Annotated in this window: 24 protein-coding genes; 4 read left to right on the top strand and 20 right to left on the bottom strand. The window is 73.2% G+C overall.

Annotated features, from left to right (window positions below):
* Nucleotides 1–18: 18 nt before the first annotated feature.
* The 9 genes from ACIGG8_RS15685 to ACIGG8_RS15645 all read right to left on the bottom strand — a co-directional run bounded on the left by ACIGG8_RS15685 (nucleotide 19) and on the right by ACIGG8_RS15645 (nucleotide 9,123).
* Nucleotides 19–519, bottom strand: coding sequence for a GNAT family N-acetyltransferase (locus ACIGG8_RS15685; RefSeq protein WP_396548374.1), 501 nt, complete (start codon nucleotides 517–519; stop codon nucleotides 19–21).
* A 209-nt stretch (nucleotides 520–728) separates the two neighbouring features.
* On the bottom strand, nucleotides 729–986 hold the full coding sequence (locus ACIGG8_RS15680) for a winged helix-turn-helix domain-containing protein (RefSeq protein ID WP_350523765.1): 258 nt from the start codon (nucleotides 984–986) through the stop codon (nucleotides 729–731).
* 108 nt (nucleotides 987–1,094) lie between these two features.
* Nucleotides 1,095–2,519: an argininosuccinate lyase gene (argH, locus tag ACIGG8_RS15675; protein WP_396548373.1), complete on the bottom strand. Its 1,425-nt coding sequence runs from the start codon at nucleotides 2,517–2,519 to the stop codon at nucleotides 1,095–1,097.
* A gap of 114 nt (nucleotides 2,520–2,633) precedes the next feature.
* Nucleotides 2,634–3,182, bottom strand: a complete 549-nt coding sequence (locus ACIGG8_RS15670) for an arginine repressor (RefSeq protein WP_049652068.1) — start codon at nucleotides 3,180–3,182, stop codon at nucleotides 2,634–2,636.
* Nucleotides 3,183–3,205: 23 nt separating this feature from the next.
* Nucleotides 3,206–4,411: an acetylornithine transaminase gene (locus ACIGG8_RS15665; RefSeq protein ID WP_350523767.1), complete on the bottom strand. Its 1,206-nt coding sequence runs from the start codon at nucleotides 4,409–4,411 to the stop codon at nucleotides 3,206–3,208.
* A complete protein-coding gene (gene argB / locus ACIGG8_RS15660) occupies nucleotides 4,408–5,283 on the bottom strand; it encodes an acetylglutamate kinase (protein ID WP_396548471.1) in 876 nt (291 codons plus the stop codon). Before argB ends, ACIGG8_RS15665 begins: the two co-directional genes overlap by 4 nt.
* A 177-nt stretch (nucleotides 5,284–5,460) precedes the next feature.
* A complete protein-coding gene (gene argJ / locus ACIGG8_RS15655) occupies nucleotides 5,461–6,615 on the bottom strand; it encodes a bifunctional glutamate N-acetyltransferase/amino-acid acetyltransferase ArgJ (RefSeq protein ID WP_396548469.1) in 1,155 nt (384 codons plus the stop codon).
* A gap of 14 nt (nucleotides 6,616–6,629) precedes the next feature.
* Nucleotides 6,630–7,658: an N-acetyl-gamma-glutamyl-phosphate reductase gene (gene argC, locus ACIGG8_RS15650; protein ID WP_396548372.1), complete on the bottom strand. Its 1,029-nt coding sequence runs from the start codon at nucleotides 7,656–7,658 to the stop codon at nucleotides 6,630–6,632.
* 253 nt (nucleotides 7,659–7,911) lie between these two features.
* The gene (locus tag ACIGG8_RS15645; RefSeq protein WP_396548371.1) at nucleotides 7,912–9,123 is read right to left on the bottom strand and encodes a methyltransferase; all 1,212 of its coding nucleotides are present in this window, start codon (nucleotides 9,121–9,123) and stop codon (nucleotides 7,912–7,914) included.
* Nucleotides 9,124–9,219: 96 nt separating this feature from the next.
* Between ACIGG8_RS15645 and ACIGG8_RS15640 the strand changes: the two genes are divergently transcribed.
* Entirely contained in the window at nucleotides 9,220–9,624 is a 405-nt protein-coding gene (locus tag ACIGG8_RS15640) for a VOC family protein (protein ID WP_350523769.1), read from the top strand.
* Between the two features lie 134 nt (nucleotides 9,625–9,758).
* Nucleotides 9,759–10,133, top strand: coding sequence for a S4 domain-containing protein (locus ACIGG8_RS15635; RefSeq protein WP_350523770.1), 375 nt, complete (start codon nucleotides 9,759–9,761; stop codon nucleotides 10,131–10,133).
* 36 nt (nucleotides 10,134–10,169) lie between these two features.
* On the opposite strand, the gene ACIGG8_RS15630 is transcribed toward ACIGG8_RS15635, so the two are convergent.
* From ACIGG8_RS15630 to ACIGG8_RS15620, 3 genes are all read right to left on the bottom strand, one after another.
* Entirely contained in the window at nucleotides 10,170–10,694 is a 525-nt protein-coding gene (locus tag ACIGG8_RS15630) for an FBP domain-containing protein (protein WP_350523771.1), read from the bottom strand.
* A gap of 37 nt (nucleotides 10,695–10,731) precedes the next feature.
* The gene (locus ACIGG8_RS15625) at nucleotides 10,732–11,289 is read right to left on the bottom strand and encodes an HDIG domain-containing metalloprotein (protein WP_396548370.1); all 558 of its coding nucleotides are present in this window, start codon (nucleotides 11,287–11,289) and stop codon (nucleotides 10,732–10,734) included.
* Between the two features lie 124 nt (nucleotides 11,290–11,413).
* Nucleotides 11,414–12,298 carry an SAM-dependent methyltransferase gene (locus ACIGG8_RS15620; RefSeq protein ID WP_350523773.1) on the bottom strand — a complete coding sequence of 295 codons (885 nt, stop codon included), beginning with the start codon at nucleotides 12,296–12,298 and terminating at the stop codon, nucleotides 11,414–11,416.
* 208 nt (nucleotides 12,299–12,506) lie between these two features.
* On the opposite strand from ACIGG8_RS15620, the gene ACIGG8_RS15615 reads away from it, so the two are divergent.
* Complete coding sequence (locus ACIGG8_RS15615) at nucleotides 12,507–13,415, top strand: polysaccharide deacetylase family protein (RefSeq protein WP_396548369.1); 909 nt, start codon at nucleotides 12,507–12,509, stop codon at nucleotides 13,413–13,415.
* A gap of 15 nt (nucleotides 13,416–13,430) precedes the next feature.
* Here ACIGG8_RS15615 and ACIGG8_RS15610 read toward each other — a convergent pair whose 3' ends face one another.
* Entirely contained in the window at nucleotides 13,431–14,249 is an 819-nt protein-coding gene (locus ACIGG8_RS15610; protein WP_350523775.1) for an SDR family oxidoreductase, read from the bottom strand.
* 314 nt (nucleotides 14,250–14,563) lie between these two features.
* On the opposite strand from ACIGG8_RS15610, the gene ACIGG8_RS15605 reads away from it, so the two are divergent.
* On the top strand, nucleotides 14,564–15,433 hold the full coding sequence (locus ACIGG8_RS15605) for a 3-hydroxybutyryl-CoA dehydrogenase (protein WP_350523776.1): 870 nt from the start codon (nucleotides 14,564–14,566) through the stop codon (nucleotides 15,431–15,433).
* Nucleotides 15,434–15,524: 91 nt separating this feature from the next.
* Here ACIGG8_RS15605 and ACIGG8_RS15600 read toward each other — a convergent pair whose 3' ends face one another.
* The 7 genes from ACIGG8_RS15600 to pheS form a co-directional block, all read right to left on the bottom strand.
* Entirely contained in the window at nucleotides 15,525–16,616 is a 1,092-nt protein-coding gene (locus ACIGG8_RS15600) for a sugar ABC transporter substrate-binding protein (RefSeq protein WP_396548368.1), read from the bottom strand.
* 266 nt (nucleotides 16,617–16,882) lie between these two features.
* Nucleotides 16,883–17,719 carry a chitosanase gene (locus tag ACIGG8_RS15595; protein WP_396548367.1) on the bottom strand — a complete coding sequence of 279 codons (837 nt, stop codon included), beginning with the start codon at nucleotides 17,717–17,719 and terminating at the stop codon, nucleotides 16,883–16,885.
* 121 nt (nucleotides 17,720–17,840) lie between these two features.
* Nucleotides 17,841–18,806, bottom strand: a complete 966-nt coding sequence (locus ACIGG8_RS15590; protein ID WP_396548366.1) for an ABC transporter permease subunit — start codon at nucleotides 18,804–18,806, stop codon at nucleotides 17,841–17,843.
* Nucleotides 18,803–19,729 carry an ATP-binding cassette domain-containing protein gene (locus ACIGG8_RS15585; RefSeq protein WP_396548365.1) on the bottom strand — a complete coding sequence of 309 codons (927 nt, stop codon included), beginning with the start codon at nucleotides 19,727–19,729 and terminating at the stop codon, nucleotides 18,803–18,805. The genes ACIGG8_RS15590 and ACIGG8_RS15585 overlap by 4 nt, the downstream gene beginning before the upstream one ends.
* The gene (locus ACIGG8_RS15580; protein WP_350523781.1) at nucleotides 19,729–20,166 is read right to left on the bottom strand and encodes a GntR family transcriptional regulator; all 438 of its coding nucleotides are present in this window, start codon (nucleotides 20,164–20,166) and stop codon (nucleotides 19,729–19,731) included. Before ACIGG8_RS15580 ends, ACIGG8_RS15585 begins: the two co-directional genes overlap by 1 nt.
* Nucleotides 20,167–20,314: 148 nt before the next feature.
* Nucleotides 20,315–22,816, bottom strand: a complete 2,502-nt coding sequence (gene pheT / locus ACIGG8_RS15575) for a phenylalanine--tRNA ligase subunit beta (protein ID WP_396548364.1) — start codon at nucleotides 22,814–22,816, stop codon at nucleotides 20,315–20,317.
* Nucleotides 22,816–23,937, bottom strand: a complete 1,122-nt coding sequence (gene pheS, locus ACIGG8_RS15570) for a phenylalanine--tRNA ligase subunit alpha (protein ID WP_396548363.1) — start codon at nucleotides 23,935–23,937, stop codon at nucleotides 22,816–22,818. The genes pheT and pheS overlap by 1 nt, the downstream gene beginning before the upstream one ends.
* Nucleotides 23,938–23,951 lie beyond the last annotated feature (14 nt).

The raw sequence follows: 23,951 nt of genomic DNA, 5'->3' as shown, positions 1-23,951 counted from the left end.
GGGCGCGGTGCGGCGGGGTCAGGCCGTCGCGGCGAGCGGGGTGCCGACGGCCTTCTCCAGGTGGACGAAGCTCAGCCGGCTGTTGACCTGTTCGACCCGGGTCTGACGGTAGCCCTGGCGGGCGTACAGGCGCAGGTTGCCGAGGCTGCGGTGGCCGGTGAACAGGCGGTAGGCGGACACCGGGCCGTCCTCGGCGAGCCGGCGCTCCAGCGCGTCCAGCAGGCGGCCGCCCAGGCCGTGGCGCTGCATCCGCGGGTGGACGACCAGACGCCCTATCCGGCCGACGCCGTCGGCGTCGATCCGGCCGCGGACGGTGCCGACCACCTCGTCGCCCAGCCGGGCGACCAGGAAGTGCTGCTCGGTCAGTTCGGCGCGCAGGCTCTCCAGGCTCTGCGTCAGGGGCTCGATCGCCCAGTCGCCGTACAGCTCGGCCTCGGGCTGGTACCCGAGGTACTGGAGCTTGAGGATCTGCTCCGCGTCCTCGGCCGCCGCGGCCGAGATGATCACGCTCATGCCCATGTGGAGGGGCCTCCCCAGTCGTCGTGCCCTGCGCGCAGAGGGTGGCGCGCTCACGCTCAGTATCCGAGTGATCGCGGCACCGTCAAGAGCTGCGTTCGCCAGCGCTCTACCCGGGCGTCAGCTCCCCTCAACCTTCGCGGGGCCGGACGTGGCGAGGGTCACGCCCGGTTCCGGGGGCGGCGCGGGTGCCCGGAGGGCCCCGGGGCGCGTCACGGATAACGCTCCGCTCGGAGCAGCGTGCGCAGGCAGGCGAGGCAGCGGGAGCGCGTGGGACCGATGGAGCCGCGGGGCATGCCGAGGCGCTCGGAGAGCTCGCGGTAGGTGGGCGGCGGGTCCTCGGCGAGGGCGGCGATCAGTTGCGGACAGCGGCCGGGCAGGGCGGCCACGGTCTCGCGGACCACGCGGCGGCGGCGTTCGGCGAGGTAGACGTCCTCGGCGGAGGGGACGGGGGGAAGGGTGGTGCACACACCGTGCATGACGCACCGGGGCGGGGCCGGTTACGCCCGGGCCGTGGCGCGGACGCCGGAGGGGCGCGCCGGTCGGACCGCCGCGCCCCTCCTCCCGCCGGCGGCCGGTCAGCCCCGGGCCCACTCCTGCTGCCGCGCCAGGTCCGCCTTCACCTCGGCGAGCTGGACCGCGACCGCGGAGGGGGCGGTGCCGCCGCGCCCGTCGCGGGAGGCGATGGCGCCGTGCACGCTGAGCACCGAGCGCACCTGCGGCGTCAGGTGCTCGGAGATCGCGGCGAACTGCTCGTCCGTCAGGTCGGACAGCTCGATGCCCTCGGCCTCGCAGACCTTGACGCAGGCGCCGGCCACCTCGTGCGCGACCCGGAACGGCACGCCCTGCTTGACCAGCCACTCGGCGATGTCGGTGGCGAGCGAGAAACCGGCCGGGGCGAGCTCCTCCAGCCGCTCCCGGTGCACGGTGAGGGTGGCCATCATCCCGGTGAACGCGGGCAGCAGCACCTCCAGCGTGTCGCAGGAGTCGAAGACCGGCTCCTTGTCCTCCTGGAGGTCCCGGTTGTAGGCGAGCGGCAACGCCTTGAGGGTGGCCAGCAGGCCGGTCAGGTTGCCGATCAGGCGGCCGGACTTGCCGCGGGCGAGCTCGGCGATGTCCGGGTTCTTCTTCTGCGGCATGATCGAGGAGCCGGTGGAGAAGGCGTCGTGCAGCGTGATGAAGCCGAACTCCTTGGTGTTCCAGATGATCACCTCCTCCGCGATCCGGGAGAGGTTGATCCCGATCATCGCGGTCACGAAGGCGAACTCGGCGACGAAGTCGCGCGAGGCCGTGCCGTCGATCGAGTTGCCGACCGAGCCGCCCTCGAAGCCGAGGTCGGCGGCGACGGCCTGCGGGTCGAGGCCGAGCGAGGAGCCGGCCAGCGCCCCGGAGCCGTACGGCGAGACGGCGGTGCGGGCGTCCCACTGGCGCAGCCGCTCGGCGTCCCGGCCGAGGGCCTGAACGTGCGCGAGGACGTGGTGGGCGAAGAGCACCGGCTGGGCGTGCTGGAGGTGGGTGCGGCCCGGCATGGCGGTGTCCGGGTGCGCCTCGGCGAGGCCGACCAGGGCCTCCTGGAGGTCGAGAAGCAGGCCGCCGATGGTCTTCGCGTGGTCCCGCAGGTACATCCGGAACAGGGTGGCGATCTGGTCGTTGCGGGAGCGCCCGGCCCGCAGCTTGCCGCCGAGCTCGGCGCCGAGGCGCTCCAGCAGGCCGCGCTCCAGGGCGGTGTGGACGTCCTCGTCGGCGACAGTGCCCGTGAAGGTGCCCGCCTCGACGTCGGCGAGCAGCCGGTCGAGGCCGGCCAGCATGGCGGACAGCTCGTCGTCGGACAGCAGCCCGGCCTTGTGCAGGACCCGGGCGTGGGCCTTGGAGCCGGCGATGTCGTACGGCGCGAGCCGCCAGTCGAAGTGGACCGAGGCGGACAGCCTGACCAGCGCCTCGGACGGGCCGTCGGCGAAGCGCGCGCCCCAGAGGCGGACGTCGGAGGACTGCTGGGCGGTCATCGCGTGGCTCCTTCATGCATGTACAGCGGACGGCATAAGTATGCACGATGGCGTATGGAACACAAAACCCCGGCCGCATGGATCCGTCGGCCGGGGTCGTGGGGTTTCCGGGCGCTACTGCGCCTTCGCCTGGGCGAGTTGCATGAGGTGGTCGGCGAGCGCCTGGCCGCCGGCCGGGTCGCGGCTGATCAGCAGCACCGTGTCGTCGCCGGCGATGGTGCCGATGATCTCGAACACCTCGGCCTGGTCGATCGCCGAGGCGAGGAACTGGGCGGCGCCCGGCGGGGTGCGCAGCACGACCAGGTTGCCGGAGGCCGTCGCGGAGACCATCAGCTCGCCGGCCAGCCGGGCCATCCGGCCCTCGCTGGCCGACTCCCCCATCGGTGCGCGCGGCGTGCGGTCGCCGCCCTCGGCCGGGACGGCGTAGATCAGCGCGCCGTCCCGGTTGCGGATCTTGACCGCGCCCAGCTCGTCCAGGTCCCGGGAGAGGGTGGCCTGGGTGACCACGAGTCCGTCGTCGGCGAGCAGCTTGGCGAGCTGGCTCTGCGAACGCACGGGCTGGCGGGTGAGCAGGTCCACGATCCGCCGGTGGCGCGCGGTGCGGGTCTGCGGGACCTGCGGCGTCGGGCCGGCGGCGGACGGGCCGGAATGGGAAGCGGTCATGTGATTATTCTCCCGGACGACGGTCAACTCGCATCGGCCGGGGCGTTCTCGCGCACCGTCCGGAGGATGCCCGGCAGGGCCGCGAGGAAGGCGTCCGCCTCCTGCTCGGTCAGGACGAGCGGCGGAGCCAGCCGTACGGCGTCCGGGACGGCCGCGTTGACGAGGAAGCCGGCCTGCTGCGCGACGGCCTGGACCTGCGCCGAGACCGGAGCGGTGAGCACGATGCCGAGCAGCAGGCCGGCGCCGCGCACGTGCGAGACCAGCGGGTCGCCGATCGCCTCGACGCCGTGCCGCAGCCGTTCGCCGAGCTTGCGGACGTGCTCCAGCAGGCCCTCGGACTCGATGGTGTCCAGCACCGCGAGCCCGGCCGCGGCGGCCACCGGATTGCCGCCGAAGGTGGTGCCGTGCTGGCCCGGGGTGAGCAGCTCGGCGGCCGGGCCGAAGGCGAGGACGGCGCCCATCGGCAGCCCCCCGCCGAGCGCCTTGGCCAGGGTGACGACGTCCGGCTCGACGCCCTCGAAGGCCTGGTGGGCGTACCAGTGGCCGGTGCGGCCCACGCCGGTCTGGATCTCGTCCAGGACCAGCAGGGTACCGGTGGCCCGGGTGATCTCGCGCGCCGCCTTCAGGTAGCCGTCCGGGAGCGGGACGGCGCCGTTCTCGCCCTGGATCGGCTCCAGGAAGACCGCGGCGGTCTCGGTGGTGACGGCCGCGCGCAGCGCCTCGACGTCACCGAACGGGACATGGGTGACGTCGCCGGGCAGCGGGCGGAACGGGTCCTGCTTGGCGGGCTGGCCGGTGAGCGCGAGGGCGCCCATGGTCCGGCCGTGGAAGGCGCCCTGGAGGGCGACCAGGTGGGTGCGGCCGGTGCGCCGGCTGATCTTGAACGCGGCCTCGTTGGCCTCGGCTCCGGAGTTGCAGAAGAACACCCGGCCGCCCGCCCGGCCGTCCAGCTCCAGCAGGCGCTCGGCGAGGGCGATGGTGGGCTCGGCCATGAAGAGGTTGGAGACGTGGCCCAGGGTGGCGATCTGCCTGCCGACCGCCTCGACGACGGCCGGGTGGGCGGTGCCGAGGGCGTTGACGGCGATGCCGCCGAGCAGGTCGGTGTACTCCTTGCCGTCGGCGTCCCAGAGCTTGCTGCCCTCGCCGCGCACCAGCGGGATCCGCGGGGTGCCGTAGTTGTCGGTGAAGCTGTGCTGCCACCGCTCGGCGAGCTGCTCGTTGTGCGTCATGCCAGTCCCCCGGTCACGGTCGGTTCGTCGTCCGGCACGACCATCGTGCCGATGCCCTCGTCGGTGAAGATCTCCAGCAGCAGGCTGTGTGGCACCCGGCCGTCCAGGACGCGGGCGGTGCCGACGCCGGAGCGGACGGCGCGCAGGCAGCCCTCCATCTTGGGGAGCATGCCGCTGGCCAGGCCGGGCAGCAGTTCGTCCAGCTCGCTCGCGTTGAGCTGGCTGATCACGTCGTCGGAGTTCGGCCAGTCCTTGTAGAGGCCCTCGACGTCGGTGAGGATGACGAGCATCTCGGCGCCGAGCGCGACCGCCAGGGCGGCGGCGGCGGTGTCGGCGTTGATGTTGTAGACGTGGCCGTCGGCGCCCCGTGCGATCGAGGAGACGACCGGGATCCGGCCGTCGGCGATCAGCGCCTTCACCGCGCCGGCCTCGATGTTGACGATGTCGCCGACCAGGCCGATGTCCACCTGCTCGCCGTCCACCACGGCGTAGCGCTTGACCGCCGTCATGGTGTGCGCGTCCTCGCCGGTCATGCCGACGGCGAACGGGCCGTGCTCGTTCAGCAGGCCGACCAGCTCGCGCTGCACCTGGCCGGCCAGGACCATCCGGACCACGTCCATGGTCTCGGGGGTGGTGACCCGCAGGCCGTTGGTGAAGCTGGACTCCAGGCCGAGCCTGTCCAACTGGGCGCTGATCTGCGGGCCGCCGCCGTGCACCACGACGGGGTGGAGTCCGGCGTAGCGCAGGAAGACGACGTCCTGGGCGAACGCGGCCTTCAGCTCGTCGTCGACCATGGCGTTGCCGCCGAACTTGATCACGACGGTCTTGCCGTGGAAGCGCTCCAGCCACGGCAGCGCCTCGATCAGCGTCATGGCCTTGGGCAACGCGGTGTTGTTGCGGGCCTGTTCGCCCTTGGGTGCGATCTGCACGGGATTCCCTCGTCGATGGGGGTCCCCCGGGCCGGAGGCCAGGGGGAGGACGTCGCGGCTCGGTGCTGCCGCGGCTCGGTGCTGCCGCGGGTCAGGATGTCGCGGACGAAGTGACGTGGATCAGGTCGAGTAGGCGCTGTTCTCGTGAACGTAGTCAGCGGTGAGGTCGTTGGTCCACACCGAGGCGCTCGCGGGGCCGGCGTTGAGGTCCGCCGTGATGACGACCTCGCGGCCCGTCATGTCCACCAGGTCGCGGTCCTCGCCGACGCCGCCGTCCTTGCAGACCCAGACCCCGTTGATGGCGACGTCCAGCTCGTTCGGGTCGAACGCGGCGGAGGTGGTGCCGATCGCGGCCAGCACCCGGCCCCAGTTGGGGTCCTCGCCGTGGATGGCGCACTTGAGCAGGTTGTTGCGGCTGATCGTCCGGGCGACCTCGACCGCCTCGTCCTCGGTGGCGGCGCCGGTGACGTCGATCCGGATGTCCTTGCCGGCGCCCTCGGCGTCGCCGATCAGCTGGCGGGCCAGGTCGGCGCTGACCGTGCGGACGGCCTCGGCGAACTCGGCCCCGTCCGGGGTGACGCCGGAGGCGCCGGAGGCGAGCAGCAGCACGGTGTCGTTGGTGGACATGCAGCCGTCGGAGTCGATCCGGTCGAAGGTGGTCCGGGTGGCGCCGCGCAGGGCGGCGTCCAGGCCGGCACTGTCGACGGCGGCGTCGGTGGTGAGCACGACCAGCATGGTGGCGAGGCTCGGCGCGAGCATGCCCGCGCCCTTGGCCATGCCGCCGACCGTCCAACCGGCCGGGCTGGTGACCTGGGCGGTCTTGTGCACGGTGTCGGTGGTCTTGATGGCGATCGCGGCGGCCTCGCCGCCGGTCCCGCTGAGCTCGCCGACGGCCTGGGTCACGCCCGGCAGCAGGATGTCCATCGGCAGCCGGACGCCGATCAGGCCGGTGGACGCGACGGCGACCTCGCCCGCGTTGAGCTTCAGCTCCTCGGCGACCTTCTCCGCGGTGGCGTGGGTGTCCTGGAAGCCGAGCGGGCCGGTACAGGCGTTGGCACCACCGGAGTTGAGGACGACGGCGGACACCAGGCCGCCCTTGAGGACCTGCTCGGACCAGAGCACCGGCGCGGCCTTGACCCGGTTCGCGGTGAAGACGCCGGCCGCGGCGAGCGACGGGCCGTCGTTGACCACCAGGGCGAGGTCGGGGGTGCCGGAGGCCTTGATGCCAGCCGTCACACCGGCGGCGCGGAAGCCCTTGGCTGCCGTCACGCCCACGTTGGTGGCAGTGCTCACGGTGCGACTCCGTTCACGGGAAGGCCCAGCTCCTCGGGAAGGCCGAGGGCGATGTTCATGCTCTGCACCGCGCCGCCCGCGGTGCCCTTGACCAGGTTGTCGATCGCGCTGATCGCGACGATCCGCCCGGCGGCGGCGTCCAGGGCGACCTGGACCAGGGCGGTGTTGGCGCCGTAGACGCTGCTGGTCTGCGGCCACTGCCCCTCGGGCAGCAGGTGGACGAAGGCCTCGTCCGCGAACGCCTCGGTGTAGGCGGCGCGCAGGCTCTCGGCGGTCACGCCGGGCTTCGCCTTGGCGGAGCAGGTGGCGAGGATGCCGCGCGGCATCGGGACGAGGGTGGGGGTGAAGGAGACGGTGACCGGCTCGCCCGCGAGCGGGGTGAGGTTCTGGGCCATCTCGGGGGTGTGCCGGTGCACGCCGCCGACGCCGTACGGGCTGACACTGCCCATCACCTCGCTGCCCAGCAGGTGCGGCTTGGCGGCCTTGCCCGCGCCGGAGGTGCCGGAGGCGGCGACCACCACGGCCTCCGGCTCGGCCAGCCCGGCCGCGTACGCGGGGAACAGCGCGAGCGAGACTGCCGTCGGGTAGCAGCCGGGCACGGCGATCCGGTTGCTGCCCTTCAACGCGGCGCGGTGGCCGGGGAGTTCGGGCAGGCCGTAGGGCCAGGTGCCGGCGTGCGCGGAGCCGTAGAACTGCTCCCAGTCGGCGGCGGCCTTGAGCCGGAAGTCGGCGCCGCAGTCCACCACCAGGACGTTCTGGCCGAGGGCCTCGGCGACGGCGGCGGACTGGCCGTGCGGCAGCGCCAGGAACACCACGTCGTGATCGGCCAGCACCTCGGGGGTGGTGGGTTCGAGGACGCGGTCGGCGAGCGGGATCAGGTGCGGCTGCAGCGCGCCCAGCCTGGCGCCCGCGTTCGAGCCGCCGGTGAGCGCCCCGATCTCCACCTCCGGGTGGCCGAGCAGCAGGCGCAGCACCTCGCCGCCCGCGTACCCGCTCGCGCCGGCGACGGCGACTCGCAATGCCATGGCGTTCCTCCTTAGTCTTGGCATGAATATACGCGCGACGGAAAATTCATGCAAGGAGCTCATGGCGGACCCCGGCCTCCGCCCCGGGCCGGGCCGGGGCGGGGCGGGGCGAGGCGGCGGTCAGGAGGCCAGGAGGTCAGGGGTGGTTCAGCCGGTCACGGGTGGTTCGGCTCGTCACCGGGCCGGTTCGGTCGCGCCCGCCCGGCCCGGATCGGCGCTCAACGACGCCGGATCAGCGCTCGACGGCGCCGGATCAGCGCTTGACCGCCCGCAGCACCACGAACTTGGGGTTGCCGGCCACGAGCCGGCAGTTGCCGAAGAGGCGACGCAGCTTGACGTGGTAGCCGAGGTGGCGGTTCCCGACCACCCAGAGCTCACCGCCGGGCCGCAGCGCCCGCTTGGCGCCGGTGAACATCCGCCACGCGGTGGCGTCGGTGGTGGCCTGGTGGGAGTGGAACGGCGGGTTGTTGAGCACCAGGTCCACCGAGCCGGGGGCGACCGCGTCCGTCGCGAGCGCGTCGGCCGTGAGGAACTCGGCCGGGGCGTCCGGGCCCAGGTTGGTGCGGAAGGTCTCCTCGGCGGAGGCCACCGCCTGGTGCGACTCGTCCACGAAGAGCAGTTGCGCGCCCGGCCCGGCGAGCGCCGCGGCCGTGCCGACCACGCCGTTGCCGCAGCCGAGGTCCACCACCCGGGCGCCCGGGGCGGGAGTGGGCAGGTGGGCGAGGAAGAAGCGGGTGCCGATGTCGAGGCGCTCGGCGCAGAAGGTGCCGGCGTGGTTGACCACCGTACGGCCGGCCGCGGGGCCGATGTCCGACGGCAGCGCGTAGCGGTGCGGCCACGGGTTCGGGCCGGGGTCCAGCGCCGGGTCCGGGGTGCAGAGGATCAGCCGGGCCTTGCGGACGGCGAGCGAGGTGCGGGTCGGGCCGAGGATCCGCTCGAAGAGCTGGAGCGTGGAGGTGTGGATCTCGGTGACCATGCCGGCGCCGATCACCACGGTGCCTGGGTGGATCGCGGGGGCGAGCCGGTGCAGTTGGTCCTCCAGCAGCGCCAGGCTCTTGGGGACGCGCACCAGCAGCACGTCGATCCGCTCCGGCGGGGTGTCCCGGGTGGTGAGCAGCCGGTCCTCGTCGACGTCGGCGCCGGCCCGGGCCAGGTTGGCCAGGGTGGCCTGCCGGCCGAGGTGGGAGTCGGAGATCTGGACCGGCCGGAATCCGGCGAGCGCGGTGGTCAGCGCGCCCCAGCGGTCGCCGAGGACGGCGATCCGGCGGTCGGCCAGCTCGGTCGCGGCGCCGGCCGCGCTCGCCGCCTCGCCCGCGAGGTGGCGCAGCAGGTACTCGTCGGCGGCGTCCCAGGCCCGGAGCCGCTCGCGCGGGTCCTCGGGGAAGCGGGTGAGGTCGAGGGCGCCCCACGGGGTGGCCAGCAGGGTGGTCGGCGGGTTCGCGGCGGGCGTGGTCTGCGGATTCATCGTGTTCTCAGGCTATCGGACGGGCACCGGGGAACAGTTTTGGATGACGGCCGCCGGACGGATACTGGAAGAGCCCGACCGAGAGGGGTGAGGGCGATGGACTGGAAGCTCGAAGTCGTGGTGGTCCCGGTGTCCGACGTGGACCGCGCGAAGCTCTTCTACGAGGAGCAGGCCGGCTTCACGGTGGACCACGACACCCGCCTGCGGGACGGGGTCCGGGTCGTCCAGCTGACTCCCCCGGGCTCGCCCTGCTCGATCGTGGTGGGCAAGGGGGTGATCGACTCCCCGCCCGGGTCCGTCAAGGGCCTCCAACTGGTGGTCGCGGACATCGAGAAGGCGCACGCCGAACTGCGGGCGCGGGGCGTGGAGGTCAGCCCTGTCCAGCACTTCGTGGCGGGGGCCCGGGTGAACGGGCACGGCGAGGCCTGGAACAACTTCGTGTTCTTCAACGACCCGGACGGGAACGGCTGGGCGGTCCAGGAGGCGCCGCGCGCGGCGTAGGCCGGCGGACGGCGGCGCGGACGCCCTTCCGCCGCACGGACGTCGGGGGCGTGCCCCCGGCCGCGCGGGTCCCGCCTGCACGCCCCCGGCCGCGCAGCCCGGGAAGGACCGGACCGCTTGGGTAGGCTCCGAGGATGGCTGAACACGAGGGAAGCGTGCGGGTGGACAGCTGGATCTGGTCGGTCCGGCTGGTGAAGACGCGAGCGCTGGCGGCGGCCGCCTGCCGGGCCGGGCACGTCCGGGTGAACGGGGAGCGGGCCAAGCCGGCCCAGGCGCTGAAGGCCGGGGACGAGGTCCGGGTCCGCGAGGAGAACCACGAGCGGGTCGTGGTGGTGCGGAAGCTGATCCGCAAGCGGGTCGGTGCCGAGGTCGCCGCGGAGTGCCTGGTCGACAACAGCCCGCCGCGGCCGCCGCGCGAGTTCGTCGCGGCGGCCGGGCAGCGGGACCGCGGGGCCGGGCGCCCGACCAAGCGGGAGCGCCGCGAGCTGGACCAGCTGCGCGGGCAGTGAGCCCGGGGCTTGGGCGCCCTACGCGGACACGGGGCGCTACGCGGACACGGCGGACCCGACGGACGTGTCGGTGAGCACCTTGGCGACGAAGGCGTCGAGGTTGCCCACCGTCCGGGCGATCTGGTCCTCCAGCGGCAGCGACTCGTCGGGCCTGGTGACCAGGGCGGACTTCTTCAACCCGCGCACGTACAGCGAGCAGGCGAGGTCGGCGCAGATGTACGTCCCGACCGTGTTGCCCTCGCGCCCGGCCGCGCCGGCCCGGCGGGCGGCGAGCAGCGCGACGCCGGTGCCGGCGTGCGCGGTGATGCACAGCGAGCAGACGTTGGTCTTGGTCAGGCTGCGCCGGACCGTCGGCACCCGCAGTGTCACGCCGACGAGTTCGCCGCCGTGCCGGGCCACCAGGTAGGCGCGGTCGGGGGCGCCCTGGTCCCGCCAGCCGAGGAAGTCCAGGTTCTCCCAGGGCAGTTCGGCCAGACCCCGGGGCAGGTTGAGCCGACGGGCCTCGCCCTTGGAGCAGTTGACGAAGGACGCGCGGATCTCGTTCTCGCTCAGGGGTTCCATGCCCGGAAGCTAACACCGCGCCGCGGGCGCTGTCGCGTCAATTTCTCCCGGTTCGTACGGGGTGCCCGGCCTGGACGGCGAGCCGCCGCGGGGCGTCCTCGCCGATCCGGGTGAGCAGGTCGTCCAGGGCGAGGAAGGCCTCCCAGCGTTCCCGGCCGCCGGCGGCGGCGAGCCGGTCGACCACGCGGTCCTCCAGGTCGGGGACGCGCTTGTTCTTCCAGGCCTTGTCGGCCAGGCTGACCAGCAGTTCCTCGACGGTGGTGCCGGGCTCGCCCCACCGCGCGTGGCTGCGGGCGAAGCGGGCGAGCCGCTCGGGGACGCCGCGGGCGATCAACAGGGCGTGGCCGGCGGCCTCGTGCGCGGAGCCGGGCGCGGAGAGCTCCTCGGGGTGGACGGTCTTGCCGATGTCGTGGGTGGCGGCGCCGTACCGGACGGCCTCGCGGTCGAACTCCAGGCCCTCGCGGGCGCAGAAGTCGGCGATCTCCTCGGCGACCTCGTGCACCAGCGCGAGGTGGGCGACCAGTCGGGGCGGCGCCGCGAGGGCCCGCAGCAGGTCGGCGACGTCGGCGGGCAGCGGCGGCAGGGCGGTGGTCACGCCGCAGGCTACCGGGGCGGGTGAGGGGTTGTCAGTGCGGGTGCGTAGGCTGCGGTGACCCGGTCCCGGCGCAGGAGGGAGGCGCCGGGACCGGGCTCGGTCCCGTACGGGTCGGCCGGCGGGGCTACGGCTTGAAGGCGACGCCCGCGTACGCGGAGACGTCCTGCCAGCCCTCGGGCAGTTCGGTGGTGGGGACGTGGCCGGCGGTGGGGCGCCAGAGCGGGAGCTGGACGAGCCCGGGGCCGGCGAACTCGAAGTCGCCGAAGAAGGGTTCGACACCGGCCCGGGGGCGCAGCACGAGCGGGGCGCTGGCGCTCCGGTAGATCCGGGTGCCCTCGGCTGCGCTCTCGCGGGAGGCGAAGTCGGGGCTGCCGTGCGAGAGGATCAGGGCGCTGCCGGGCGCGAGCGCGTCGCGCAGGGTGCGCACGATCTGCTGCGCGCCGTCCTCGTCGCGGATGAAGTGCAGCACGGCGACCAGCATCAGCGCGACCGGCCGGGAGAGGTCGACGGCGGCGGCCAGCCCGGGGTGGGCGAGGATCGCGGCCGGGTCGCGCAGGTCGGCCTCGATCACCGAGGTGTGCCCGGCGGGGTGGCTCGCGAGCAGGGCGCGGGCGTGGGTGGCGACGATCGGGTCGTTGTCCACGTACACCACGCGGGCGTCCGGGGCGACCCGCTGGGCGGCCTCGCTGGTGGAGCCGACGGCCGGGATGCCGGTGCCGATGTCGACGAACTGGCGGATGCCGCGGCCGGCCGCGAACTCCACCGCGCGGCCGAGGAACTGCCGGTTGGTGCGGGCCAGCAGCGGCAGCGCCGGGTAGGCGGCTATCGCGGCCTGGGCGGCCTTGCGGTCGGCTTCGAAGTTGTCCTTGCCGCCGAGGTAGTAGTCGTACATCCGGGCGGTGTGCGGGACGCCGGTGTCCAGCTCGCTCGGCGGCTGCCAGTCGTCCGCCCTGGCCCAGCCCCAGTCGGTGCCGCCCGCCTGGCCGGTGGCCGTGGTGTCGTCGTGCATCCTGTTCCGCCCCCAATGCGCAATGCCGGAATTGTGCGACCGCCCGTCAACACGCGGTGCGCGGTGATCGTATCCAACGACACACCGTGGAAACAGCGGTAGTTCAGGTTTACGCAACGCCCGTAGACAGAATGTGTGCACGTCAAGACGATGGGGACCGGTCATACCGGATCGCCCGCCCCGGCCGTGCTCTCTATGCTGGCTGCCGATGACTGCCGACCGCCGCACCGTACTGCGCACCGCCGCCAAGCTGGCCGCCCTCTCCGCCGCCGGTGGCCTCCTCACCGCCTGCGGCACCGACGTACCCCGCCGCGCCGACCCCGGGGCGTTGGCCGCACACCCGGGCACCGTCGACCCGCAGCACGTCACCGACCCGGCGTGGAACGGCGGCGAGGGCCCGGCCTCCCCCGCCCCGACCACCCCGGCGGAGCCCCAGCCCACCGCCGAGGCCACCCCGGCCGCCGCCCAGGCCTCCGCCCCGCCGACCCCGCCCCCGCTGCCGCCGCTCGCGCCCGGCACCCCCGTCGAGGTCGTGTACGGGCCGCGCACCGGCAAGAACGTGGCGCTCACCTGCCACGGCAGCGGGGACCCGAAGCTGGCCACCGCGCTGCTGGAGATCGCCGAGCAGCGCGGCGCCAAGCTGACCGTGATGGTCGTCGGCAGCTGGCTCGACCAGCAGCCGCAGATGGCCCGGCGGATCCTGGACGGCGGCCACGAGCTGGGCAACCACACCCAGAACCACCTCAACATCTCCGCCATGACGCCCGACCAGGCCCGCGCCGAGATCGCCCAGTGCGCCGACCGGCTGCAGCGGCTCACCGGCTCGATCGGCCGCTGGTTCCGCCCGTCCGCCGCGCAGTACGCGACCCCGATGGTGCGCGAGCAGGCCAGGGCCGTCGGCTACGAGCACGTGCTGTCCTTCGACGTCGACCCGCGCGACTACAACGACCCCTCGGCCGCCGAGCTGCAGCGCCGGGTGCTGAACTCGGTGCGCGGCGGCTCCGTCGTCGCGCTGCACATGGGCCACCAGTGCACGGTGGACGCGCTGCCGGCCATCCTGGACGGCCTCGCCAAGGCCGGGCTCAAGCCGGTGACCGCCAGCCAACTCTGCGCCTGAGGGCCCCGGGGCCCGTCAGACCATCGGATCGTCGTCCTTGTACGGGCGCAGCCGCAGGGTGCGGGCGTCCGAGGCGCGGATCGCGTCGGCCCGGCCGACCATCTCCTCCAGGTCGTCCCGCCCGGCGTGGATGAACCGCCCGTGCAGCCCGTCGAAGCGGCCGCGGGCGGCGTCCACGGTGACCGCGACCATGTACGGGATGGAGCCCCAGGTCTTCATGTCCTGGAACATCGGCATCCCGGCGGTCATGTCGGTGGCCACCGCGCCCGGGCTGATGTCCAGGACCACGACGTCGTGCTGCGCGAGCGAGTCCGCCATGTTGTCGGAGAGCTGGAGCAGCGCGCCCTTGGACGTCGCGTACGCGGTGTAGTTGCCGTCCGGGCGCAGCGCGAAGCCGGAGTTGAGGTTGACCACCCGGCCGCTGCGCCGGTCGACCATGCCGGGCAGCACGCAGCGCAGCAGGTTGTAGGGGCCGCGCAGGTTGGTCTCGATCACCTGCCACCACTGGTTGACGTCGGTCTCCCAGATCGGCACCTCGGCGCGGTCGACCAGGCCGGCGTTGTTGACCAGCAGGTCGATCGGGCCGAGGTCGCGCTCGACCAGCCGGACCGCCTCGCGCACCGATCCGGGGCGGGTGACGTCGGCGGTGACGGCGACACCCCGGGAGCCGCGCTTGACGCACTCCTTGAGGGTGTCGGTCAGCGTCTCGTGCGTGCGGCCGACCAGGCCGACCGCCATCCCCTCGGCGGCCAGGCCGATGGCGATCTCCCGGCCGATGCCCCGACCGGCGCCGGTGACCAGGGCGACCTGTCCTGCGAGCGATCCCGTCGACACCGTGTGCTCCCTTCCCGCCCCCGGCCCTGTCCGCTGTTCCGCTGTCCGTCCGCGGCCCCCGTCTGCGGCATTCTGTCGGCCACCGGGCGGCGGCGGCCCCGGGCGCACGGGCCGGGACCGCCGCCTCACCCGTTCGGAGGACCCACCCGCGGTGGCACTCCGCCAGGGAGGGGGTGACCTACTGGCCGGTACGGAGTAGTAACGTCGTCGGGGCGGTGACCGGTGCACCCATTCCGGTACACCGACCCGCTGACCAGCAGCTCGCTGGGCCACCAGTCGCTGGGCGACCCCCAGCACCACCGAAGGGCAACTGAGTGAGTGACATCGCGCGCGTCGGAGTAGTCGGCTGCGGTCTGATGGGGTCGGGCATCGCCGAGGTCTTCGCCCGGGCCGGGCTGGACGTCCTGGTGTCGGAGGCCACCGGTGAGGCGCTGGAGCTCGGCCGTACGCGGCTGACCAACTCCCTGGACACGGCGGTCAAGCGCGGCAAGCTGACCCCCGAGCAGCGGGACGAGGCGATGGCCCGGCTGTCCTTCACCGTCGACCTGGCCGACTTCGCCGACCGCGACCTGGTGGTCGAGGCCGTGGCCGAGCGCGAGGACATCAAGGTCCGGATCTTCCAGACCCTGGACCAGGTCATCGTGCGCCGGGACGCGATCCTCGCCTCCAACACCTCCTCGATCCCGATCGTGAAGCTGGCCGCCGCCACCTCCCGCCCGGAGCAGGTGATCGGCCTGCACTTCTTCAACCCGGCGCCGGTGCAGAAGCTGGTCGAGGTCATCCCGACCCTGACCACCTCCGCGGCGACCACCGAGCGCGTCGAGGCCTTCGCCTCCCAGGTGCTCGCCAAGGAGCCGATCCGCGCCCGCGACCGGGCCGGCTTCGTGGTCAACGCGCTGCTGGTGCCGTACCTGCTGTCCGCGGTGCGGATGTTCGAGTCGGGCGTGGCGACCGCCTCCGACATCGACAAGGGCATGGAGGCCGGCTGCGCCCACCCGATGGGCCCGCTGCGGCTGTGCGACCTGATCGGCCTGGACACCATCGTGTCGATCGCCGAGTCGATGTACGACGAGTACAAGGAGCCGCTGTACGCCGCTCCCCCGCTGCTCTCCCGGATGGTCGACGCGGGCCTGCTCGGCCGCAAGTCCGGCCGCGGCTTCTACGACTACACCGCGAGCGCCTGACCCGCGAAGGACGCCTCCGCACGAAGGCGGCTCCGGCCGGCGGCGACGCGGCCGGTGCCCCGCCCCGCGGGGCGGGGCACCGGTCCTCGCACTACTTGACGCCGGCCGCCGCGCAGGCGTCCGCGTACTGCGCCGTGCAGATGTCAGCGGCCTTGTAGAGGCCGCCGCCGACCACCGTGGCCTGCACCTTCGCCTTGGTCACCACGATCGGGGTGAGCAGCAGGGACGGGATGTGCAGCCCGCCGCTGTCGGTGATCGAGGTCGCCGTCGAGCTGATGTCCAGGCCCTCGACCAGCTGGACGGCGATCCTGCCGGCCGCGTCCGCCTCGGGCTTGTACGGCTTGTAGATGGTGTAGGCCTGCTCGCCGGTGAGCACCCGGTGCACCGCGTCCATGGACGCGTCCTGGCCGCCCACGGGCACGTTCTTGATGCCCGCCGCCTTCAGGGACTCGATGACGGCCGCGGCCATGCCGTCGTTGGCCGCGTAGACGGCCTGGATGCCGTCCTTGCCCAGGCTCTGGATGGCCTCGTTCATCTTCGCCGTGGCCACCTCCGGCTTCCACTCGCCGGACTGCTCGTAGGCGATCTTCTTGACCTTGCCGTCCAGCGCGCGGTGCGCGCCCGCCTTGAACTGGGCCGCGTTGGGGTCGGACTCGGCACCGTTGATCATCACGACATTGGCCGAGGCGGCCTTCGGGCCGAGCGCGTCCAACAGGGTCTGACCCTGGAGTTCACCGGTGCGCCCGTTGTCGAAGGACACGTAGGCGGCGACCTTGCCGGCGGCCAGCCGGTCGTAGGCGACGACCTTCACGCCCTTGGCAGTGGCGGCCTCGACCCACGGCGCGGTGCTCTTGGCGTTGACCGGGTCGAGCAGGATGACCTTGACGCCCTTGGCCAGCATGTCGTCGAACTGGCGCTTCTGGGTGCTCTCGTTCCCGTCCGCGTTGGCGTAGTCGATCGTGCACCTCGGGCAGAGGCTGGTGACCGTCTGCTGGATCAGCGGCCTGTCGAAGGCCTCGTAGCGGGTGGAGGAGGTGTTCTCCGGCAGAAGCAGACCGATGCTCCGTTCGCTCCCGCCGGCCCCCGGCTGCTGCGACGCGACGGTCTGACCGCAGGCCGCGAGGGTGAGTGCGAGCGACACGGCGGCCGTGCCCGCGGCCGCGAGACGCATGGGTCTGTTCATGATCGGTGGTGCCTCCTGTACGGCGCCGCGACGTCGCGGCAGTGCCAGGGAGTCAAGCGTCACCGGACCGATGCGTCAATAAGTGAAGGAGACTTCGCCGCCCTCCCGTCCGATTCGTTATGAAGCGAATGATCCGTGCGCATCGCCGCAGGAAGGCCGCCGGACGGCTCCGGAGCGGCGTCGACTCCCGAAGGAAGCGTCAAGCCGAAAGCCGACGGCGGGCGACCCCGAGGAGAGGGGTCGCCCGCCGTCGGGACGGTGACGGCTCAGCTGTTGATGGCGTAGCTGTCGCCGTAGACCTTCCACTTCAGCGGCGGGTTGAGGTCGAAGTTCTTGGCGTTGAGGAAGACCATCTGCTCGGTGTCCACCCGGCTGGTGTCGGAGTGGGCCTCCTCCTTCTTCATGACGACCTTGCGGGCGTCCAGGAAGGCCTTGATGTAGGCGGCCTCGTCGCCGCCCTGGGCGGGGGTCTTGGCCTTCTTCATGGCGGCGGCGCGGATGCCGCCGAAGCTGTCCGAGCTGTTGCCCGGGCCGTGCATGACGATGGCGTCGTAGTAGGCGAACTGGCCGAGCCCGCGCAGGCCGTCGGCCTTGGCCTGCTTGACGGCGGGGTTGAAGTAGACCCGGTCGCGCTCGTCGTTCTGGGCCTGCTGGAAGACGGCGTCCTTGGCGGCGGTGGCCCAGTCGCGCTCGAAGGCGGAGCCGAGGCCGGCGTGCGAGTCGGTGCCGTTGACCTTCTTCAGCGCGGGCAGGTACTTCGCCAGGACGTTGCCGGGCTTGAGGTCGGTGTAGTGCTCGACCAGCTCCAGCATGTCACCGGTGCCGGAGCAGAAGCCGATGATGCCGGCGGTGTAGCCCCGCCCGTCCTTGATGTCCTCGATGTACTTGTACTGGGCCTTCCAGTCCAGCGACGAGTTCTCCGCGCTGGACACCAGCTGCATGGCGATGTCCTTCTTGTGCGGGTCGTCCAGCCCGACGCCCTTGAGCTGGACGGCCGGGGCCGGGGCGGCCTGGGCCGCCGAGGTGGCCGCGACGGTGAGGGGCGCGGCCACCAGGGCGGCGGCGAGGGCTATGCGGAGGGCACGACGGGGCTGAGGGCGCATGGGACGCTCCGATTCCTCGATGGGTTAGGAAACTTTCCTAACGAGGAGTAGGAAACGCTGTCCGCCCGTACTCCGCAAGGGTTTTGACGGAAACTCTTCAAGCCCTCCACGGCCCCGCAGGTCAGACCGCCCGGCGCCGGACCCACCAGACCGCCGCCGCGCCCAGGACGACGGCGAGCGCGGTCGTCCAGCCGAACTCGATGAACTGGAAGGACCAGTAGCGGCCGTCCGGCTGGTAGGACTCGTGCAGCGAGTAGCCGCCCTCGCCCAACAGCTTCTCCGCCCCGTAGTAGTCGCCGCCCAGGTCGTACAGCCGGTTGAGGTCGAGCCGGCTCCCCGCCGGGTCGGTGGCCCACAGGCCGCCCTCCCAGCGATGGTCGAGCGAGCCCTGGGCGAGCGTGTGCACGGTGTCCTCAAGTGGCGTGCGGTAGTGGAACCGCAGCGACTCGGCCACCAGGTTGGTCACCACCGAGGCCCCCACGCCGATCCCCACCGCCACGACCGTCCGCCGCAGCACCGCCCCGGCGAGCGCGGACAGCGTGAAGACCAGCAGCACCCGGCCGACCAGCGCGGGCGGAGCGCTGCTGAACGCCAGCGGGGTGAACCGGCCCGCATGCGTCGCCAGCGGCGCGATCCACCAGTTGAGCACCGCGGCCGTCAGGGCCGTCGCCACGGCCAGCACGCCGCCGACGAGCACCAGCCCGCCGGCCGTCCACCGGGTGCGCCCCGCCCCCTGGGTCCAGGCGAACCGAACCGTGCCGTGCTCGAACTCGCGGGCCAGCAGCGGAGCTCCCACGAACGCCCCGAGGGCGCCGCCCAGGAAGTAGACCAGGTTCCCCCCGACCGTCAGCGCGGGGCCGTACCCGCGCAGGAACACCTTCCAGCGCTCGTTGCAACTGCGCAGCGCCGTGTCGCACCCGGCCGCACCGGACCGGTCGAGTCCGGCATGGACGTAGTACCCGGTGACGGCCAGCACGAGGAGCAGCCCGGCGAGGACACCCAGCAGGGTCCGCAGCGCCGGCCGGTGGCGCAGCCCGGCGGCCCGCAGGACGGCGGAGCGGGGCGGGGCGAGGGTCAGGGAACTCACGACAGCAGGGCCTTCTCGCTCGGACGGACGGCCCCGCGCGGGCCGGGAAGGGCGGAGGCGGTCGGCTCGCGCAGGTAGGCGAGCACCAACTCCTCCAGGCCGATGCGCTGTTGGCGCCAGCCGGCGGAGACCGGGGCGTCCACGCCGCCGGTGCGCACCAGCAGGTGGGACTGCGCGTCGGCGCGGCGGTCGCGGACCACCGGCAGCTGCTCGGCGATCCGGTCCGCCTCGGCGGTCGGGCCGGTGAGCATCCGGTGGCCGCCCAGGAGGTCGTCGACCTCCCCCGCCACCTGGACCCGGCCGCCGCCGAGCACCACCAGGTAGTCGCAGCTCTGCTGCAGCTCGTTGACGGCGTGCGAGGAGAACACCACCGAGAGGCCGTCCTCGGCCACCGCGGTCAGCAGCACGGCCATGAAGTCGTGCCGGGCGAGCGGGTCGAGTGCGGCCAACGGCTCGTCCAGGAGCAGGAGTTCGGGGCGCTTGGCGAGCGCCAGGGCGAGCGAGACCTGGGCCTGCTGGCCGCCGGAGAGGCGGCCGTACCTGCGGTCCAGCGGGATGCCGAGGCCCTCCAGGTGGGTGCGCGCCCGGGCGTCGTCCCAGCGGCGGTTGAGGTGGCGGCCCATCGCGAGCAGGTCCCGTACGGGCAGGCCCGGGTAGAGCGCGGCGTTCTGGGCGACGAAGCCGATCCGGTCCAGGGCCCTCGGTGAGCCGGGGAGTTGGTCGCCGAGGACGGTCATCGCGCCCTCGCTCGGCAGGGTCAGGCCGGCGGCCAGGCCGAGCAGTGTGGTCTTGCCGGCGCCGTTCGGGCCGACCAGCGCCACCACGTGCCCGGCGGGGACGGCGAGATTGCAGTCCCGCAGGGCCCAGGAGCGGCGGTAGCGCTTGCCGATCCCGCCGCAGTCGATCACGGTGTCCCCCGTCATCACGCCACCACCCCGTCGCGCCCCTCACGCAGGTCGCGAAGCGCGTCCTCGAACACGGCGACCATCCCCTCGTCGTCCAGCCCGGCGGTCCGTGCCGAGCGCATCCAGTCCAGCAACCCCCGCCGCAGCGCGGCCCGTTCGCGCAGCGGCACCACCCCGGCGGGCAGCCCCCGCACGAAGGTGCCCTGGCCCCGGCGGCCGGCCGCGAGACCGCGGTGCTCCAGCTCGCGGTACGCCTTGAGCACGGTGTTCGGGTTGATCGCCAGCCCGGCCACCACCTCGCGCACCCGGGGCAGCCGGTCCCCCTCGGTCAACCAGCCCATCCGCAGAGCCTGTTCGACCTGCTGCACGAGCTGCAGGTAGGTCGGGACGCCGGAGGCCGGGTCCAGGCGGAACTCGATGGGAGAGGGCCGGTCATCACCTTTATCTACTTCCATAGGTAAAGAGATAAACGACGGACTGACGCCGCGTCAAGCCGGAGCGCGGCCGAAGCGTTCGAAGCGGCCGAATCCGGGCAACACGAGGGGCCCCGCCCCCGGACCGGGTGGTCCGGGGGCGGGGCCCCTCTGCTCGGGTGCTACGGCATCAGGCGCCGCGCAGCACCGCTCCGGTACGGGCCACGGCCTCGGCGACGGCCGCCTCACGGGCGGCGGTGGCCTCGTCCGCGGTCAGCGTGCGGTCGACGGCCCGGAAGCGCAGCGCGTACGCCAGCGACTTCTTGCCCTCGCCCACCTGCTCACCGGTGAACACGTCGAACAGCCGGATGGCCTCCAGCAGTTCGCCGGCGCCGGTGCGCAGCGCGGCCTCGACGTCGGCGGCCGGAACCGCGGTGTCGACGATCAGCGCGACGTCCTGGGTGGCCACCGGGAAGCCGGAGACGGTCGGGCCGCTGACCCGCTCGGCGCCGTCGGCGGTGAGCAGGTCGACGTCGATCTCCATCGCCGCGGTCCGGGCCGGCAGGCCGAGCGCCTTGACCACCCGCGGGTGCAGCTCGCCGGCGTGGCCGACCACCCGGTCGGTGCCGGTGACGACCAGCTCGGCGCAGCGGCCCGGGTGCCAGGGCGCCAGCTGCCCCTGGCGGACGGTCAGCTCGACGCCGGCCGCGCGGGCCACCGTGCGGGCCGCCTCGACGGCGTCCGCCCAGGAGGCCTGGGCGCCCTTGCCCCACCAGCCCGACGGCAGCCGCTCGCCCGCGAGGGCGACGGCGATCCGGCGCGGCTGGTCCGGCAGCGCGGCGTCCAGCTCGGCCAGCTCCTCGTCGCTGGGCCGGTGGTCGACGGCCGGGCGCGGGGCCACGGACAGCTCGTCCTTGGGCAGGAAGACGGTGCCGGACTCGAAGACCGCCAGGTCGGTGTTGCCGCGGCCGATGTTGCGGCGCAGCGCACCGAGCAGGCCCGGCAGCAGCGTGGTGCGCAGCGCCGGCTCCTCGTCGTTGAGCGGGTTGACCAGCTTGACCGTACGGCGGCGGCGGTCGCCCGGCTCCAGGCCGAGCGCGTCCCAGGCCGCGTCGCCGAGGAACGGGTAGTTGTTGACCTCGACGTAGCCGGCCCCGGCCAGCGCGACGCCGATCCGGCGGTTGACCCGCTGGGCCTCGGTCAGGCCCTTGCCAGGCGGCGCGGCGGGCATCCGGGCGGGGACGTTGTCGTAGCCCTCCAGCCGGATGACCTCCTCGGCGAGGTCGTACGGGTCGGTCAGGTCGGGGCGCCAGGTCGGCGGGGTGACCTCCAGGACGTCGGCGCCGGAGACCGAGCAGCCGACCTCCTGCAGGCGCCGGGTGACGGTCTCGCGGCCGTACTCCGTGCCGGCCACCCGGTCGGGCAGGTCGGCGGCGATGGTGATGGTGCGCACCGGGTGCGGGGCGGCGATGTCGGTGACCCCGGCCTCGGCGGTGCCGCCGGCGATCAGGACCAGCAGGTCGACGGCGCGCTGCGCGGCGGCGCGGGCGGCCTCCGGGTCGACGCCGCGCTCGAAGCGCTTGGACGCCTCGGAGGGCAGCTTGTGGCGCTTGGCGGTGCGGGCGATCGCGACCGGGTCGAAGTGCGCCGCCTCGATGATCACCTCGGTGGTGCCCGGGCCGGCGGCCGGGTCGAGGATCTCGGTCGACGCGCCGCCCATGACACCGGCCAGGCCGATCGGGCCGCTGTTGTCGCAGATCAGCAGGTCCTCGGCGGAGAGCTTGCGCTCGACGCCGTCGAGGGTGGTCAGGCTCTCGCCCTGCTCCGCCCGGCGGACCGTGATCGGGCCGTTGACGCGCTGCTTGTCGTAGGCGTGCAGCGGCTGGCCGACTTCGAGCATCACGTAGTTGGTGATGTCGACGGTCAGCGAGATCGGGCGGATGCCCGACTTCTGCAGGCGGCGCTGCAGCCAGATCGGGGACTTGGCGTTCGGGTCGACGCCGACGACCGTGCGGGCCACGAAGCGGTCGCAGCCGGCCGGGTCGTTGACCTTGACCAGGTAGCCGAAGGAGTTGGCCGGCGGCACGTCGAGCAGCGCCGGGTCGGCCAGCGGCAGCCCGTACGCGGCGGCGGCCTCGCGGGCCACGCCGCGCATGGACAGGCAGTAGCCGCGGTCCGGGGTGACGGCGATGTCGAGCACCTCGTCGACGAGCTGGAGCAGCTCGATGGCGTCGGTGCCGGGCTCGTACTCCGGCGGGAGCACGATGATGCCGTTGTGGTCGTCGCCCATGCCCAGCTCGCGGGCGGAGCAGATCATGCCGGCCGAGGTCTGGCCGTAGGTCTTGCGGGCCGCGATCGGGAAGGGGCCGGGCAGCACGGCGCCGGGGAGCACGACCACGACCTTGTCGCCGACGGCGAAGTTGGTCGCGCCGCAGACGATCTCCTGCGGCTCGCCGGTGCCGTTGGCGTCGCCGACGTTGACGAAGCAGTGCCGGATCGGCTTCTTGAAGCCGGTCAGCTCCTCGATGGAGAGCACCTCGCCGACCACCAGCGGACCCTTGAGGTCGGCGCCGATCTGCTCGACGGTCTCGACCTCCAGGCCGGCCCGGACCAGGCGCTCCGCGACGTCACGGCCGGTCGCGCCGGTCGGCAGGTCGACGTACTCGCGCAGCCAGGAAAGCGGGACGCGCATCAGATCTCCATCCCGAACGGGAGGGTGAAGCGCACGTCACCCTCGACCATGTCGCGCATGTCGGCGACGTTGTGACGATTCATCAGGATCCGCTCCAGGCCCAGGCCGAAGGCGAACCCGCTGTAGCGCTCGGGGTCGACACCGCAGGCGACGAGCACCCGCGGGTTGACCACGCCGCAGCCGCCGAGCTCGATCCAGCCCTCGGAGGAGCAGGTGCGGCACGGCCGGTCCGGGTTGCCGACGCTCGCACCCAGGCACACGAAGCACTGCAGGTCGACCTCGGCCGACGGCTCGGTGAACGGGAAGTACGAGGGCCGCCAGCGCAGCTCCAGGTGGTCGCCGATCAGCTTCTCGACCAGGACCTCGATGGTGCCCTTGAGGTCGGCGAAGGTGATGCCCTCGTCCACCGCAAGGCCCTCGACCTGGCGGAAGACCGGGGTGTGGGTGGCGTCCAGCTCGTCGGTCCGGTAGACCCGGCCGGGGCAGACCACGTAGACGGGGGGCTCGCGGTCGAGCATGGTGCGGGCCTGGACCGGGGAGGTCTGGGTGCGCAGCACCACGCCGGAGTCGGCGGAGCCGTCCGGGGCCTGGACGAAGAAGGTGTCCTGCATCGAGCGGGCCGGGTGGTCCGGGCCCAGGTTGAGGGCGTCGAAGTTGAGCCACTCGGCCTCGACCTCGGGGCCCTCGGCGACCTGGTAGCCCATCGCGACGAAGGTGTCCTCGATGCGCTCGGCCATGGTGGTCAGCGGGTGCCGGGCGCCGCGCGGGGCGCGGTCGTACGGCAGGCTGACGTCCACCGCCTCCTCGACCAGCACGCGGGCGTCGCGCTCCGCCTCCAGCTCGGCCTGCCGCTTGGCGAGGGCCTGGTTGACGGCGCCGCGGGCCTGGCCGATCAGCTTGCCGGCGGCGGCCTTGGCGTGCGGGGGCAGGGCGCCGATCTCGCGGTTGGCGAGCGAGAGCGGGGACCGGTCGCCGGTGTGGGCGACCTTGGCCTGCTTCAGCTCGTCCAGGGTGCTGGCGGCGGCGAAGGCGGCGACGGCCTCGTCCCGCGCCTGCTCCACCACCTCGGGCTTGAGGGCCTCGACCTCGACCGGGTCGTACGACTTGTTGGGTGCCGACATCTCTATCTTTCCCG

This window comes from Kitasatospora sp. NPDC085464 (genome assembly GCF_044541955.1).
Classification (GTDB): Bacteria; Actinomycetota; Actinomycetes; order Streptomycetales; family Streptomycetaceae; genus Kitasatospora.
The sequence above is the reverse complement of the archived record's forward strand: the minus strand, read 5'-3'. Positions and strand labels throughout refer to the sequence as shown.

What these genes read in the sequence shown, in the direction of transcription:
- ACIGG8_RS15620 (WP_350523773.1), bottom strand. Translation starts at nt 12,298, where the DNA reads ATGCACGACGACACCACGGCCACCGGCCAGGCGGGCGGCACCGACTGG.
- ACIGG8_RS15685 (WP_396548374.1), bottom strand. Translation starts at nt 519, where the DNA reads ATGGGCATGAGCGTGATCATCTCGGCCGCGGCGGCCGAGGACGCGGAG.
- ACIGG8_RS15580 (WP_350523781.1), bottom strand. Translation starts at nt 20,166, where the DNA reads ATGGAAGTAGATAAAGGTGATGACCGGCCCTCTCCCATCGAGTTCCGC.
- ACIGG8_RS15665 (WP_350523767.1), bottom strand. Translation starts at nt 4,411, where the DNA reads ATGACGCACAACGAGCAGCTCGCCGAGCGGTGGCAGCACAGCTTCACC.
- ACIGG8_RS15630 (WP_350523771.1), bottom strand. Translation starts at nt 10,694, where the DNA reads ATGGAACCCCTGAGCGAGAACGAGATCCGCGCGTCCTTCGTCAACTGC.
- ACIGG8_RS15595 (WP_396548367.1), bottom strand. Translation starts at nt 17,719, where the DNA reads ATGCGCCCTCAGCCCCGTCGTGCCCTCCGCATAGCCCTCGCCGCCGCC.
- ACIGG8_RS15640 (WP_350523769.1), top strand. Translation starts at nt 9,220, where the DNA reads ATGGACTGGAAGCTCGAAGTCGTGGTGGTCCCGGTGTCCGACGTGGAC.
- argC (WP_396548372.1), bottom strand. Translation starts at nt 7,658, where the DNA reads ATGGCATTGCGAGTCGCCGTCGCCGGCGCGAGCGGGTACGCGGGCGGC.
- ACIGG8_RS15615 (WP_396548369.1), top strand. Translation starts at nt 12,507, where the DNA reads ATGACTGCCGACCGCCGCACCGTACTGCGCACCGCCGCCAAGCTGGCC.
- pheS (WP_396548363.1), bottom strand. Translation starts at nt 23,937, where the DNA reads ATGTCGGCACCCAACAAGTCGTACGACCCGGTCGAGGTCGAGGCCCTC.
- ACIGG8_RS15585 (WP_396548365.1), bottom strand. Translation starts at nt 19,729, where the DNA reads ATGACGGGGGACACCGTGATCGACTGCGGCGGGATCGGCAAGCGCTAC.
- ACIGG8_RS15645 (WP_396548371.1), bottom strand. Translation starts at nt 9,123, where the DNA reads ATGAATCCGCAGACCACGCCCGCCGCGAACCCGCCGACCACCCTGCTG.
- ACIGG8_RS15600 (WP_396548368.1), bottom strand. Translation starts at nt 16,616, where the DNA reads ATGAACAGACCCATGCGTCTCGCGGCCGCGGGCACGGCCGCCGTGTCG.
- pheT (WP_396548364.1), bottom strand. Translation starts at nt 22,816, where the DNA reads ATGCGCGTCCCGCTTTCCTGGCTGCGCGAGTACGTCGACCTGCCGACC.
- argH (WP_396548373.1), bottom strand. Translation starts at nt 2,519, where the DNA reads ATGACCGCCCAGCAGTCCTCCGACGTCCGCCTCTGGGGCGCGCGCTTC.
- argB (WP_396548471.1), bottom strand. Translation starts at nt 5,283, where the DNA reads ATGACGCTGATCGAGGCGCTGCCGTGGCTGGAGCGCTTCCACGGCAAG.
- ACIGG8_RS15635 (WP_350523770.1), top strand. Translation starts at nt 9,759, where the DNA reads ATGGCTGAACACGAGGGAAGCGTGCGGGTGGACAGCTGGATCTGGTCG.
- ACIGG8_RS15670 (WP_049652068.1), bottom strand. Translation starts at nt 3,182, where the DNA reads ATGACCGCTTCCCATTCCGGCCCGTCCGCCGCCGGCCCGACGCCGCAG.